Annotated in this window: 15 protein-coding genes; 2 read left to right on the top strand and 13 right to left on the bottom strand. The window is 61.1% G+C overall.

The window, feature by feature from the left end; all coding sequences use genetic code 11:
• Positions 1-84 precede the first annotated feature (84 nt).
• Complete coding sequence (gene fdxA / locus AC3IYG_RS06790; RefSeq protein WP_137885132.1) at positions 85-408, top strand: ferredoxin FdxA; 324 nt, start codon at positions 85-87, stop codon at positions 406-408.
• 450 nt (positions 409-858) lie between these two features.
• Here fdxA and rpoS read toward each other — a convergent pair whose 3' ends face one another.
• From rpoS to AC3IYG_RS06750, 8 genes are all read right to left on the bottom strand, one after another.
• The gene (gene rpoS, locus AC3IYG_RS06785; protein ID WP_489313021.1) at positions 859-1,863 is read right to left on the bottom strand and encodes an RNA polymerase sigma factor RpoS; all 1,005 of its coding nucleotides are present in this window, start codon (positions 1,861-1,863) and stop codon (positions 859-861) included.
• A gap of 105 nt (positions 1,864-1,968) precedes the next feature.
• Complete coding sequence (locus AC3IYG_RS06780; protein ID WP_489313020.1) at positions 1,969-2,826, bottom strand: peptidoglycan DD-metalloendopeptidase family protein; 858 nt, start codon at positions 2,824-2,826, stop codon at positions 1,969-1,971.
• A gap of 122 nt (positions 2,827-2,948) precedes the next feature.
• Entirely contained in the window at positions 2,949-3,584 is a 636-nt protein-coding gene (locus tag AC3IYG_RS06775) for a protein-L-isoaspartate(D-aspartate) O-methyltransferase (RefSeq protein WP_489313854.1), read from the bottom strand.
• 41 nt (positions 3,585-3,625) lie between these two features.
• The gene (gene surE / locus AC3IYG_RS06770) at positions 3,626-4,375 is read right to left on the bottom strand and encodes a 5'/3'-nucleotidase SurE (protein WP_489313018.1); all 750 of its coding nucleotides are present in this window, start codon (positions 4,373-4,375) and stop codon (positions 3,626-3,628) included.
• On the bottom strand, positions 4,363-5,421 hold the full coding sequence (gene truD / locus AC3IYG_RS06765) for a tRNA pseudouridine(13) synthase TruD (RefSeq protein ID WP_489313017.1): 1,059 nt from the start codon (positions 5,419-5,421) through the stop codon (positions 4,363-4,365). The genes surE and truD overlap by 13 nt, the downstream gene beginning before the upstream one ends.
• Complete coding sequence (ispF, locus tag AC3IYG_RS06760; protein WP_489313853.1) at positions 5,418-5,891, bottom strand: 2-C-methyl-D-erythritol 2,4-cyclodiphosphate synthase; 474 nt, start codon at positions 5,889-5,891, stop codon at positions 5,418-5,420. The genes truD and ispF overlap by 4 nt, the downstream gene beginning before the upstream one ends.
• A gap of 66 nt (positions 5,892-5,957) precedes the next feature.
• Positions 5,958-6,803: an S-formylglutathione hydrolase gene (gene fghA, locus AC3IYG_RS06755; RefSeq protein ID WP_489313016.1), complete on the bottom strand. Its 846-nt coding sequence runs from the start codon at positions 6,801-6,803 to the stop codon at positions 5,958-5,960.
• 66 nt (positions 6,804-6,869) lie between these two features.
• On the bottom strand, positions 6,870-7,982 hold the full coding sequence (locus AC3IYG_RS06750) for an S-(hydroxymethyl)glutathione dehydrogenase/class III alcohol dehydrogenase (protein ID WP_489313014.1): 1,113 nt from the start codon (positions 7,980-7,982) through the stop codon (positions 6,870-6,872).
• A gap of 109 nt (positions 7,983-8,091) precedes the next feature.
• On the opposite strand from AC3IYG_RS06750, the gene AC3IYG_RS06745 reads away from it, so the two are divergent.
• Positions 8,092-8,991 carry a LysR substrate-binding domain-containing protein gene (locus AC3IYG_RS06745; RefSeq protein WP_489313013.1) on the top strand — a complete coding sequence of 300 codons (900 nt, stop codon included), beginning with the start codon at positions 8,092-8,094 and terminating at the stop codon, positions 8,989-8,991.
• Between the two features lie 148 nt (positions 8,992-9,139).
• Here the strand turns inward: AC3IYG_RS06745 and ispD are convergent, their stop codons facing one another.
• The 5 genes from ispD to pyrG form a co-directional block, all read right to left on the bottom strand.
• Positions 9,140-9,850, bottom strand: coding sequence for a 2-C-methyl-D-erythritol 4-phosphate cytidylyltransferase (gene ispD / locus AC3IYG_RS06740; RefSeq protein WP_489313012.1), 711 nt, complete (start codon positions 9,848-9,850; stop codon positions 9,140-9,142).
• On the bottom strand, positions 9,847-10,125 hold the full coding sequence (ftsB, locus tag AC3IYG_RS06735; protein ID WP_489313011.1) for a cell division protein FtsB: 279 nt from the start codon (positions 10,123-10,125) through the stop codon (positions 9,847-9,849). The genes ispD and ftsB overlap by 4 nt, the downstream gene beginning before the upstream one ends.
• Before the next feature lie 60 nt (positions 10,126-10,185).
• Entirely contained in the window at positions 10,186-11,475 is a 1,290-nt protein-coding gene (gene eno, locus AC3IYG_RS06730) for a phosphopyruvate hydratase (protein WP_489313009.1), read from the bottom strand.
• A gap of 155 nt (positions 11,476-11,630) precedes the next feature.
• Positions 11,631-12,476 carry a 3-deoxy-8-phosphooctulonate synthase gene (kdsA, locus tag AC3IYG_RS06725; RefSeq protein ID WP_489313008.1) on the bottom strand — a complete coding sequence of 282 codons (846 nt, stop codon included), beginning with the start codon at positions 12,474-12,476 and terminating at the stop codon, positions 11,631-11,633.
• Entirely contained in the window at positions 12,473-14,104 is a 1,632-nt protein-coding gene (gene pyrG / locus AC3IYG_RS06720; RefSeq protein WP_489313007.1) for a CTP synthase, read from the bottom strand. Before pyrG ends, kdsA begins: the two co-directional genes overlap by 4 nt.
• Between the last annotated feature and the right edge of the window lie 25 nt (positions 14,105-14,129).

Genomic DNA, 14,129 nt, shown 5'->3' with positions numbered 1-14,129 from the left:
GCCTGGTGCCGCAGCTATAATTTCCCGAGCCGAGGAGTCCAACCCATATAAGGACTCCCCAGCCGCCTGAGGAGAGAATTAGAAATGACCTTCGTCGTCACCGACAACTGCATCAAGTGCAAATACACCGACTGCGTGGAAGTCTGTCCGGTGGACTGCTTCTACGAAGGCCCGAACTTCCTGGTGATCCACCCGGACGAGTGCATCGATTGTGCACTGTGCGAGCCTGAGTGCCCGGCCCAGGCCATCTTCTCGGAAGATGAAGTACCCGAGGATATGCAGGAGTTCATCGCACTGAACTGCGACCTGGCTGAAATCTGGCCCAACATCACCGAGAAGAAAGAAGCCCTGGCAGACGCCGAAGAGTGGGACGGGGTTAAAAACAAGCTGGAGCAACTGGAACGCTGATTGCTGCAGACTTGAACGCAAAAGGCCCGCATCTGCGGGCCTTTTTGTTTGCCTGGTACTTTTCTCCAGGCAAAAAAAGGGGCGGTTTGACCCGCCCACTCTTATTTCCCTACTCCCTTTTTCTCCCATCTCATCGTCCTGATGAATCGCGTCCCGCGATGTTCCCGACCAACCTCCTTGTCAGCCCGTGTCAGTCCTTAGACACAGCCCAGATACTAGCGATATCCCTGGCGACCGCAAGCCAGGCAATTACGACTCAGAAGCGTTAAGCTGCATGCACTAAAAATATTAAATCCTTAACTATCAATAACTTATATAAATATAAGTGCTTTGCAAGCCACTTACTGGCCACCCTTCTGTGCAATGACTTACACCACTTGTAAGCAATCACTTACAAGGCCAGACATAAAAAACCCGACCGAAGCCGGGTTTTACTTGAGCGTCAAACGCTTACTGAAACAGCGCATCGCTCGACAGGCCGTTTTTCTCCAGAATTTCACGCAGACGCTTGAGTGCCTCTACTTGAATCTGCCGCACACGCTCACGGGTCAAGCCAATCTCCTGGCCAACCTCCTCCAGTGTGCAACTTTCGTGACCGCGCAGCCCAAAGCGCCGCACCACGACCTCACGCTGCTTATCGGTCAGCTCCGACAGCCACTGGTCGATGCTCTGCGACAGGTCATCGTCCTGCAACAACTCGCAAGGATCGGTCGGTCGGTCATCGGTCAGGGTATCGAGCAGCGTCTTGTCGGAGTCGGGGCCAAGGGAAACATCCACCGAGGACACCCGCTCGTTCAGCCCCAGCATGCGCTTGACCTCGCCGACCGGCTTTTCCAGCAGGTTGGCGATCTCTTCGGCCGAGGGTTCGTGGTCGAGCTTTTGCGTCAGTTCACGCGCAGCACGCAGGTATACGTTCAACTCCTTGACCACATGAATCGGCAACCTGATCGTCCGGGTCTGATTCATGATGGCGCGCTCGATCGTCTGCCGAATCCACCAGGTGGCATAAGTCGAGAAACGGAAGCCGCGCTCAGGGTCGAACTTCTCCACGGCTCGAATCAGGCCGAGGTTGCCCTCTTCGATCAGATCCAGCAGCGACAGGCCGCGATTGACGTAGCGGCGAGCAATCTTCACCACCAGGCGCAGGTTGCTTTCGATCATGCGCTTACGCCCGGCCGGATCGCCCTTCTGCGCCAAGCGCGCGAAGTGCACTTCCTCTTCCGGGGTAAGCAGGGGGGAGAAACCGATTTCGTTGAGGTACAGCTGAGTTGCGTCTAGCGCACGTGTGTAGTCGATGTACTTGTGTTGCTTGGGTGAGGTGGCCTGTTTGGCTCTGGTGCGTTTGGGTGGAGTATCGGACTCCTCATTCAACGGTTCATCCAAGACGATGCCGGGCTCCATCAGGAGCACTTCATCATCTAAGTCAAACTCCGGCGCTTCTTTGTTGAGTGCCATTCTTGTTGTCCCTTGCTGAGTTCGACAGCAAGCTCTGACGACGCCTTAGTTCCCTGGCAACGCCTGAGCCCGTCCTCCTACATGGTGGAGCGGGCCGACAGCGGATCAACGATCAGGCAGGAATTGCAGCGGATCTACAGGTTTGCCCTGACGACGAATCTCAAAGTGAAGTTTCACTCGATCCGCCCCTGTGGAACCCATTTCGGCAATCGTCTGCCCAACTTTGACCTGCTGCCCCTCCCGTACCAAAAGCCTGCGGTTGTGGCCGTAGGCGCTTACGTAGGTATCGCTGTGCTTGATGATCACCAACTCGCCGTAGCCCCGTAAACCACTCCCGGCGTACACCACGGAACCATCAGACGCAGCTAAAATAGGCTGTCCTAATTCCCCGGCTATATCAATTCCTTTATTCAAACTGCCGTTTGAGGAGAAACGCCCGATCAAACTGCCGTTAGCCGGCCAGGCCCAACCCGAGGCCGAACGGGTTACCGTCTGTACCGGCGTAGTGGCAGGAGACTGCACGACAGGTGCCTTGACCGGGCGAACGACCGGTGCCGGCGACGCTGGCCCGGCTGGCGATTTGACCGCAGACGACGGCACCACCACCGGCCTGGCGGCTGCCACCGAGGAGCCGCCCGACTTGCCATCGAAGCGAATCGCCTGGCCAACCCGAATGGTGTAGGGCGCGGGAATCTTGTTGCGCGCCGCCAAGGCCTTCCAGTCCCAACCAAAACGGAAGGCGATCGAATAGAGCGTATCGCCACGCCGCACCACGTATTGCCCACTGGTGACGGGTTGACGTTGCGGGGCGGCGGCTGCGCGGTTGTTGTTGCGATCGACCACCTGCACGGTAGTGGATGGCGAACTGCTGCAGCCCGCCAATAACGCACTGAAAACCAGGCCACCCAGTAGACGCTGTACGCCTCTGATGCAAATCCACTGCTGAATGGCTGTGAGACTCACCCGCCTCTCCCTTTCCGGTGACTGTTCATGATTACCATTGTGCAGAAATTATTCGGCGCAGCCAGCCGCACGATTAGCGCTAAACGCCCGGGGCTGTTTTTTGCTTCAACTCGCACCGACAGTCAAGCCAGGGGGCCATTGAGCAGCGGCACGAAACGCACCGCATCCAGCACATGCCGAGAGAAACCATTCTCTTCACGGACGATCAGCATCAGTTGCTGAACGTCGCCTGCGCCGACTGGAATCACCAGACGCCCGCCAGGCGCCAACTGATCGAGCAGTGCATGGGGCACCTCGGCCGCGGCCGCCGTGACGATGATGCCATTGTAGGGCGCCAGCGCCGACCACCCCTCCCAGCCATCGCCCCAGCGAAAGACCACGTTACGCAGGTTGAGTTCGAGCAACCGCTCTTTGGCGCGGTCCTGCAGCACCTGAATGCGCTCGACCGAGAACACCCGCTCGACCAACTGCGCGAGCACCGCCGTCTGGTAACCCGAGCCCGTGCCGATTTCCAGCACCTTGTCCAAAGGGCCGGCCGCCAGCAGCAACTCGGTCATGCGCCCAACCATATACGGCTGGGAGATGGTCTGGTTATGCCCGATGGGCAGGGCGGTGTCTTCATAGGCGCGATGGGCCAGCGCCTCGTCGACGAACAGATGCCGAGGGGTACGGCGGATCACTTCGAGCACCCGGGCGTTGGACAGTCCTTCCTCGTACAGGCGCTGGATCAAACGCTCGCGGGTACGCTGCGAGGTCATGCCTATGCCACGGTGTTGCAAATCGTCTTGCCCGCGAGCCATCAGAGCAAGCCCTCCAGCCAACTGTCGAGGCCACTGAAAGCCTCATGGAAAGTCCGGTCCAGCTGCAGTGGGGTAATCGACACATAACCCTGCATCACCGCATGGAAGTCCGTACCCGGACCGCCATCCTCGGCATCGCCGGCTACCGAGATCCAGTAGCCTTCCTTGCCACGCGGGTTCATCACCTTCATCGGCGCCGCCGCACGGGCGCGATGGCCGAGGCGGGTCAGCTGGATGCCGCGGATATGGTCCAACGGCAGATTGGGGATGTTCACGTTGAGCACGGTGCGCGGCGGCAACTCGAGTTGGTCATGGGCAGCTACCAGTTTACGCGCGAAATAGGCCGCGGTCGGCAGGTTGTCCGGCTGACGCGACAACAGCGAAAAGGCGAAGGCCGGCCGGCCGATGAAACGGCCTTCGAGCGCCGCCGCCACGGTGCCGGAATAGAGCACGTCATCCCCCAGGTTGGCGCCCAGGTTGATACCCGACACCACCATGTCCGGAGCCGACGGCAACAAGCCGTTGAGGCCCAGGTGCACGCAATCGGCAGGCGTGCCGTTCAGGCTGATAAAGCCGTTAGCGAGATATTGCGGGTGTAGCGGACGGTCGAGGGTCAGGGAGCTGCTTGCGCCGCTCTTGTCCTGATCCGGGGCGATGACCACGCACTCGGCATAATCCACCAGCGCGGCATGCAGCGCGGCGAGGCCGGGTGCAGTCACTCCGTCGTCGTTCGAAATCAGAATACGCATGGGTTATCCGTCTGCCCTGCCGGCAGCAGATCGACGAGCTCGCGCACCACTACGGTGGCAAAGCATCCAGCCGGCAGGACGAATTCCAGTTGCAGAATGTCAGGCTCGGGATAATGCCACGTCAAACCGCCAATGGGGAGGCGCAGGATGCGCCGTTCGTGAGCCATGCCCGCGGCGACCAGCCAGTCGCGCAATGCCGGTTCACGTTCAGCGACCGTCTGCTCCAGAATATGCGCCGCTCCAGCCGTCGGCGACTCACCAGCGCCCCACATCGGCCCCGTGGGATGCAGGTCGAGAATTGCCAACCGCGGGTCACTGCACTCGGCCTCGCCCGCCGGGAAAAAACTGCGGCTGTCGGTAAAGGCAAGCAAATCACCGACCCGCGCCTGCTGCCAGCTGCCATCCGTGACACGGGCCGCCAGCACCTGATTGAACAGGTAGCTGCGCGCCGCCGAGAGCAGACGCGAGCGCAGGTTGCGTTGCTCCGGCAACGCCTGGCGGCTGGCAAAATCGCGCGCCTGCAACACATTGCCGCCCTGATAAGCAAAGCGTTGGCTGCCGAAATAATTCGGCACGCCCTGGGCCACGATTCGTTGCAGACGCGCGTCCAGGGCAGCGGGATCGCCGCTCAACTGGGTCAGGCGCAAGGTGAAGCCATTCGCCGCATGGGCGCCACGGTGCAACTTGCGCTTGTGCCGCGCGACCTTGAGGATGCTCAGGGTTTCGCCTTCGGCGGCGGACAGATCCGGGTCGGCCTTGCCCGGCAGGTGCAGGCTGAACCACTGACGGGTCAACGCCTGCCGGTCCTTCAAGCCGGCATAGCTGATCATCTTCAGCGGCACACCAGCAGCGCGAGCCAGTCGGCGGGCGGCCTCTTCGGTGTTCAGCCCGCGCTTCTCCACCCACAGCCAGAGGTGCTCACCCTCGCCGGCCAGTGGAATATCCAACACTTCATCGACCTGAAAGTCTTCCGCTGTTGCCTTCAGCACAGCACGGCCGACGGCTTCGCCATGGGCTCGCGGGCCAAGCAGTTCGTACTCGTTCATAAGCGAACCAACAGGGCAACGGCATGCACGGCGATACCTTCTTCGCGGCCGGTAAAGCCGAGTTTTTCAGTAGTCGTGGCTTTCACATTCACCTGATCCAATTCAACCTCAAGATCGGCGGCAATCGCCGTACGCATCGCGTCGATATGCGGCGCCATCTTGGGCGCCTGGGCAACGATAGTGGTGTCGACGTTGCCGACCTTCCAACCCTCGGCCTTGAGCAAACCCAGCACATGACGCAGCAGTGCCCGGCTGTCCGCGCCCTTGAACTGCGGATCGGTATCGGGGAAGTGTTTACCGATATCACCCAGGGCCGCCGCGCCGAGCAAGGCATCGCTCAGCGCATGCAACAGCACATCGCCATCGGAGTGGGCGATCAAGCCGAATTTATGGGAAATCTGCACGCCACCGAGGGTGATGAAGCGGCCCTCGCCGAAGCGGTGCACATCGTAGCCGTGGCCAATACGTATCGAACTGCTCATGAAAAAATCAGGCCCTGAAAAGTCAGGTCCCGATTCTAACCGCTTTGGCTGGCGTTAGCCTTTCAGAGCGTGCGCATGATGTCGCAAATGCTCATCGATAAAGCTGGCGATGAAGAAATAGCTATGGTCATAGCCCGGTTGCAGCCTGAGCGTCAGCGGGTGATTGGCCGCCTTGGCGGCTGCCTCCAAGGCCTCGGGCTTCAACTGATTGACGAGGAAATCGTCGCGATCGCCCTGGTCCACCAGGATCGGCAACTTTTCTGTCGCCTCCGCCAACAGTGCGCAGGCATCCCACTCGCGCCAACGCGAACGATCTTCGCCGAGATAGCGCGAAAACGCCTTCTCGCCCCAGGGGCAGGACGACGGATTGCTGATCGGTGCGAAGGCCGACAGCGACTGATAGCGCCCGGGATTGCGCAACGCGCAGACCAAGGCCCCATGCCCGCCCATCGAATGGCCACTGATGCCACGCTTGGTCGAAACCGGGAAGTGCGCTTCGATCAGCGCAGGCAGCTCCTGTACCACATAGTCGTGCATTCGATAATGCCGCGCCCAGGGTTCCTGGGTGGCGTTCAGGTAAAAGCCGGCACCCAGGCCGAAATCCCAGGCACCATCCGGGTCACCCGGTACATCCGCCCCGCGCGGGCTGGTGTCCGGCGCGACGATGACCAACCCCAGCTCGGCTGCCAGGCGCTGGGTGCCGGCCTTGTGCATGAAGTTCTCATCGGTGCAGGTCAGCCCGGACAGCCAGTACAGCACCGGCAGCCTGGCGCCCTGCTCAGCCTGCGGCGGCAGGTAGACGGCAAACACCATGTCGCAACCGAGCACCTCGGATCGGTGCCGATAACGCTTGTGCCAGCCGCCGAAGCTTTTCTGGCAGGAAATATTTTCCAGAGTCATGACGATCTCCGTAGGGTATGCCGTGTGCAGCACATGAATGCCTGGTGCGCACGACGCACCCTGCTTTCAGAAATGGATAACGGTGCGGATGCTCTTACCTTCATGCATCAGGTCGAAAGCCTCGTTGATCCGCTCCAGGCCCATGGTGTGGGTAATGAAGGTATCCAGCGGAATCTCGCCCTTCTGCGCCTTCTCCACATAGCTCGGCAGCTCGGTACGCCCCTTCACGCCACCAAAGGCTGAACCGCGCCAGACGCGACCGGTGACCAGTTGGAACGGCCGGGTGCTGATTTCCTGGCCGGCACCGGCGACACCGATGATGATCGACTCGCCCCACCCCTTGTGCGCGCACTCCAGCGCCGCGCGCATCAGCTGCACATTGCCGACGCACTCGAAGCTGTAGTCGACGCCGCCATCGGTCAGCTCGATGATCACGTCCTGAATCGGCTTGGCGTAATCCTTCGGATTGATGAAGTCGGTAGCACCCAATTCCCTGGCCACGTCGAATTTGGCCGGGTTGATATCGATGGCGATGATCCGCGAAGCCTTGGCCATCTTGGCGCCGATGATCGCTGCGAGGCCGATGCCGCCAAGACCGAAAATCGCCACGCTAGCGCCCTCTTCGACCTTGGCGGTATTCAGCACCGCACCAATGCCGGTGGTCACGCCGCAACCGAGCAGGCAGACCTTTTCCAGCGGCGCGTCCTTGGGGATCTTGGCCAGGGAAACTTCCGGCAAAACGGTGTACTCGGAGAACGTCGAGCAGCCCATGTAGTGGTAGATCGGCTGCCCCTGATAGGAAAAGCGGCTGGTGCCATCCGGCATCAGACCCTTGCCCTGGGTCGCGCGCACGGCGCTGCACAGATTGGTCTTGCCTGATTTGCAGAATTTGCACTCGCCGCATTCCGCGGTGTACAGCGGAATCACATGATCGCCGACGGCAACAGACGTCACGCCTTCACCGACGGCTTCGACGATACCGCCGCCTTCATGGCCGAGAATCGACGGGAACACGCCTTCCGAGTCGGCGCCGGACAGCGTGTAGGCATCGGTGTGGCAAACGCCGGTGGCGATGATGCGCACCAGCACTTCGCCGGCTTTCGGCGGCTCGACATCCACTTCGACGATTTGCAGTGGTTGGTTGGGCGCAAAAGCAACGGCAGCACGCGACTTGATCATGGAGGTTCTCCGGCAGTTAAAACGATGGGCAGAGTGTAGATCAGCGCCATTTGATTAATAATCCACAGCAAAGCAAAACATTATTGCCATACAGGGATAATAAACCGCCATGAATCGCTGGGAAGGCCTGGACGAGTTCGTCGCCGTCGCTGAGTGCGGCCAATTCACCGCGGCCGCCGAACGCCTCGGCGTGTCCTCATCGCACATCAGCCGGCAAATCGCGCGCCTGGAAGATCGCCTGCAAACCCGCCTGCTGTACCGCAGCACCCGGCGCGTGGCCCTGACCGAAGCCGGGCAAACCTTTCTGCAGCATTGCCAGCGCCTGCAGGATGCCCGCGAGGAAGCGCTGCGCGCGGTCGGCGAACTGACCAGCGAACCCAAGGGCCTGCTGCGCATGACCTGCGCGGTGGCCTATGGCGAGCGCTTTATCGTGCCGCTGGTGACCGGCTTCATGACCCGCCATCCGCAGTTGCGAGTGGACATCGAACTGAGCAATCGCACCCTCGACCTGGTGCACGAGGGTCTGGACCTGGCGATTCGCCTCGGACGCTTGCAGGACTCGCGCCTGGTGGCGACGCGCCTGGCGCCGCGGCGCATGTACCTGTGCGCGGCGCCTGCCTACCTGGAACGCTATGGCCGCCCCCACAGCCTGTCGGAACTGAGCCGTCACAACTGCCTGATCGGCAGCACGGAGACCTGGGGATTTCAGCAGAACGCGCGGGAATATTCGCAACGGGTACAGGGCAACTGGCGCTGCAACAGCGGCCAGGCGGTATTGGACGCGGCACTGCGTGGCCTGGGCCTGTGCCAGTTGCCGGACTATTACGTTCAGGAACATTTGAAGAGCGGCGCCCTGATCTCGCTGCTGGAAAACCATCAGCCGCCGAATACCGCCGTCTGGGCGCTATACCCGCAGCAACGGCACCTGTCGCCGAAGGTGCGTCAACTGGTCGACCACCTGAAAGCCGGTCTGGCCGAGCGGCCGGAATATTTGAACACCTCGATGTAGGCGTAGGGTGGGTTAGCCGCGTAGCGGCGCAACCCACCATCGGTGCCGCAAGGCACCCAGGCAGCACATGATGAGAAGAACGACGGCCGGCCCGCTGGGCCGGTTGGTGGGTTACGGCCTGCGGCCTAACCCACCCTACAAAACCGTTTCAGCGTTTTTGCGACCAGCGCTGACGCAACCACTCAAGGTCTTCCGGGCGGGTGATTTTGAGATTGTCGGCGCGACCCTCGATCAAGCGCGGCGCCTGACCGGCCCACTCGATCGCCGAGGCCTCATCGGTGATCCGCACCCCGGACACTAGGGCATCGGCCAATACCCGCTGCAAGGCACCGAGGCGAAACATCTGCGGGGTAAACGCCTGCCAGATCACCGAGCGATCGACGGTTTCCGCCACCCGGCCATTGGCATCGGCACGCTTCAAGGTATCGCGCGCCGGCACGGCGAGTAGGCCGCCAACCGGGTCATCGGCCAGCTCGGCGAGCAACAGGTCGAGATCGAAGCGCGACAGATTTGGCCGCGCGGCATCATGCACCAACACCCAGTCGTCGGCGTCGGCCCCCAGCTCGGCCAGGCGCAGCAGACCGCTGAGTACCGAATCCGCCCGCTCGGCGCCACCCTCGGCACGCTGGATGCGCGCGTCACGCGAATACGCCAACTGCGGCCAATAGGGGTCATCACCGGCCAGGCTTACGACCAGGCCGCGCAGTTGCGGGTGCCCGAGAAAACAGTCCAGGGTGTGTTCGAGAATGGTTTTGCCGGCCAGTTCGAGGTACTGCTTGGGGCGGTCGGCGCACATGCGGGCGCCTACCCCGGCAGCAGGAATCAGGGCCCAAAAGGCGGGAATTACAGAGGAAATCATTCGGTCAACTGGTAGAGGGTTTCGCCCTCTTTGACCATACCGAGTTCGTGACGGGCACGCTCTTCGACGGTTTCCATACCCTTCTTCAGCTCCAGCACTTCGGCTTCGAGGATACGGTTGCGTTCGAGCAGGCGCTCGTTTTCACCAGCTTGCTCAGCGATCTGACGTTGCAGGTCGGTGACCTGCGCCAAGCTGCCCTCGCCCACCCACAGACGATACTGCAGGCCAGCCAGCAGCAGGATCAGGACGACGAACAACCAGTAGGGGCTTCGCATGAAAAATCGGATATCCACATGAAAAGGGCAGCTAACGCTGCCCTTTTTACCATTCCTGGCTTAACCGCGGAACTCGGCGCGACCACGGTACGGTGCTTTCGCACCCAATTGCTCTTCGATACGCAGCAATTGGTTGTACTTGGACACGCGATCGGAGCGGCACAGCGAGCCGGTCTTGATCTGGCCAGCAGCAGTACCCACGGCAAGGTCGGCGATGGTCGAATCTTCGGTTTCACCGGAGCGGTGCGAGATCACGGCCGTGTAGCCAGCCGCCTTGGCCATCTGGATGGCTTCCAGGGTTTCGGTCAAGGTGCCGATCTGGTTGAACTTGATCAGGATCGAGTTGGCGATGCTCTTGTCGATGCCTTCCTTGAGGATCTTGGTGTTGGTCACGAACAGATCGTCGCCAACCAACTGCACCTTGGCACCGATCTTGTCGGTCAGCACCTTCCAACCATCCCAGTCGGACTCGTCCATGCCATCTTCGATCGAGATGATCGGATAACGCTGGCTCAGGCCCGCCAGGTAATCGGCGAAACCGGCCGCGTCGAACACCTTGCCTTCGCCCGCCAGGTCGTACTTGCCATCTTCGTAAAACTCGCTGGCCGCGCAATCCAGCGCCAGGGTCACGTCGGTACCCAGCGTGTAACCCGCATTGGCCACGGCTTCGGCGATGGCTGCCAGCGCGTCTTCGTTGGATGCCAGGTTCGGCGCGAAACCACCCTCGTCACCCACCGAAGTGCTCAGGCCACGAGCCTTCAGCACGGCTTTGAGATGATGGAAAATCTCGGTGCCCATGCGCAGGCCGTCGGCGAAGGTCTTGGCGCCAACCGGCTGGACCATGAATTCCTGGATGTCGACGTTGTTATCGGCGTGCTCGCCGCCGTTGATGATGTTCATCATCGGCACCGGCATGGAGTAAACGCCCGGCGTGCCGTTGAGGTTGGCGATGTGCGCGTACAGCGGCAGGTCCTGGTCGTGGGCAGCGGCCTTGGCGGCGGCCAGGGACACGGCGAGGATCGCGTTGGCACCCAGGGTGGCTTTGTTTTCGGTGCCATCGAGGGCGATCATCGCCCGGTCGAGCGCTTGCTGGTCAACCGGGTCCTTGCCCAGCAGCAGGTCGCGGATCGGACCATTGATGTTGGCCACTGCCTTCAACACGCCCTTGCCCAGGTAACGGCTCTTGTCGCCATCACGCAGTTCCAATGCCTCGCGGGAACCGGTGGAAGCGCCGGACGGCGCGCAGGCGCTGCCAACGATACCGTTGTCGAGGATCACATCCGCTTCTACTGTGGGGTTGCCACGGGAGTCCAGAACCTCACGACCTTTGATGTCGACGATCTTTGCCATTGCTACTAACACTCCAAAAATTGACGAAAACGGCGCTGCAGAGAAGTGGGCGCTGCCGTCTGCGAATATTGAAAACCAATCGAGCCGGCTACGACGACTATCTGACTCACGGGTCAGAGCTCGTCCGAGCGGCACTTTACCGAAGAATGAGGTGCTTAGGCAGTCTCAATCGGCGGAAAACTCTTCACCAGGTCATCCAGCGCCTTGAGTTGCGCGAGGAAGGGCTCCAGCTTGTCCAGACGCAACGCACAAGGGCCGTCGCACTTGGCATTGTCCGGATCCGGGTGGGCTTCGAGGAACAGCCCGGCCAGCCCCTGGCTCATGCCGGCCTTGGCCAGATCGGTGACCTGGCCACGACGGCCACCGGCAGAGTCGGCACGCCCGCCCGGCATCTGCAGGGCGTGGGTCACGTCGAAGAATACCGGGTAGTCGAACTGCTTCATGATGCCGAAGCCGAGCATATCGACCACCAGGTTGTTGTAACCGAAGCTCGAACCGCGCTCACAGAGGATCAACCGGTCATTCCCGGCCTCCACGCACTTGGCCAAGATGTGCTTCATCTCCTGGGGCGCGAGGAACTGGGCTTTCTTGATGTTGATCACCGCACCGGTCTTGGCCATGGCCACCACCAGGTCGGTCTGCCGCGACAGGAACGCCGGCAACTGGATGATGTCGCAGACCGCTGCCACCGCTGCCGCCTGATGGGGCTCGTGCACGTCGGTGATCACCGGCACGCCGAAGGTCTTCTTCACTTCCTCGAAGATCTTCATACCCTCTTCCAGGCCGGGGCCACGGAAGGAGCTGACCGAGGAGCGATTGGCCTTGTCGAAGCTGGCCTTGAACACGTAGGGGATGCCGAGCTTCTCGGTCACCCGCACGTATTCTTCGCAGGTCTTCATGGCCAGATCGCGTGATTCGAGCACGTTGATGCCGCCGAACAACACGAAGGGTTTGTCGTTGGCGATGTCGATAGCGCCAACGCGGATGACTTTCTGGGTCATGCCTTTCTCGCTTTCTGCGCCAGGGCCGCGTTAACGAAACCGCTGAACAGCGGGTGGCCGTCACGCGGCGTAGAGGTGAACTCCGGGTGGAACTGGCAAGCGACGAACCACGGATGATCCGGTGCTTCGATTACTTCGACCAGCGCGCCATCGCCGGAACGCCCGGTAACTTTCAGGCCAGCGGCCTGCAATTCCGGCAACAGGTGGTTGTTCACCTCGTAGCGGTGGCGGTGACGCTCGACAATCACATCCTTGGCGTAGCAACCGTGCACCAGCGAGCCGCTTTCCAGCTGGCAATCCTGGGCACCCAGACGCATGGTGCCACCCAGGTCGGAAGCCTCGGTGCGGATTTCGACGCCACCGGCGGCATCTTCCCACTCGGTGATCAGGCCAACCACCGGGTGAGCACCGACCTTGTCGAACTCGGTGGAGTTGGCATCGTTCCAGCCCAACACGTTGCGGGCGAACTCGATGACCGCAACCTGCATGCCCAGGCAGATGCCCAGGTAAGGAATCTTGTTTTCACGGGCATATTTGACCGTGGTGATCTTGCCTTCCACGCCGCGCAGACCGAAACCGCCCGGTACCAGAATGGCGTCGACGCCTTCCAGCAGACCGGTGCCTTGCTGCTCGATGTCTTCCGAGTCGATGTAGCGCAGGTTGACCTTGGTGCGGTTCTGGATGCCGGCGTGACTCATCGCTTCGATCAGCGACTTGTAGGCGTCGAGCAATTCCATGTACTTGCCGACCATGGCGATGGTGACTTCATGCTCCGGGTTGAGCTTGGCGTCCACCACCCGTTCCCACTCGGACAGATCGGCACCGCCGCACTCCAGGCCGAAGCGCTCGACGACGAAATCGTCCAGACCCTGGGCATGCAATACGGAAGGAATCTTGTAGATCGTGTCGACGTCTTCCAGGCCGATCACCGCACGCTCTTCGACGTTGGTGAACAGGGCGATCTTGCGCCGCGAAGAAATGTCGATCGGGTGGTCGGAGCGGCAAATCAGCACGTCCGGTTGCAGGCCGATGGAGCGCAGTTCCTTCACCGAATGCTGGGTAGGCTTGGTCTTGGTCTCGCCGGCGGTGGCGATGTACGGCACCAGCGTCAGGTGCATCAGCATCGCGCGCTTGGCGCCGACTTCCACACGCAGCTGGCGGATGGCTTCGAGGAACGGCTGCGATTCGATGTCACCCACGGTGCCACCGATTTCGACCATGGCCACGTCGGCATCGCCGGCGCCCTTGATGATGCGGCGCTTGATTTCGTCGGTGATGTGCGGAATCACCTGGATGGTCGCGCCCAGGTAATCACCCCGGCGCTCTTTGCGCAACACGTCTTCGTAGACGCGGCCGGTGGTGAAGTTGTTGCTCTTGGTCATCGTGGTGCGGATGAACCGCTCGTAGTGGCCCAGGTCAAGGTCGGTCTCAGCGCCGTCGTGGGTGACGAACACCTCACCGTGCTGGAACGGGCTCATGGTGCCCGGATCGACGTTGATGTAGGGGTCCAGTTTGAGCATGGTGACCTTCAGGCCCCGCGCCTCCAGGATAGCCGCCAATGAAGCCGAGGCGATGCCCTTCCCCAATGAAGAAACAACACCGCCCGTGACGAATATGTAGCGCGTCATGAAAAACCCTAGAAGTCTGCGTTTA

Source organism: Pseudomonas sp. KH_027 (genome assembly GCF_057838565.1).
The sequence above is the reverse complement of the archived record's forward strand: the minus strand, read 5'-3'. Positions and strand labels throughout refer to the sequence as shown.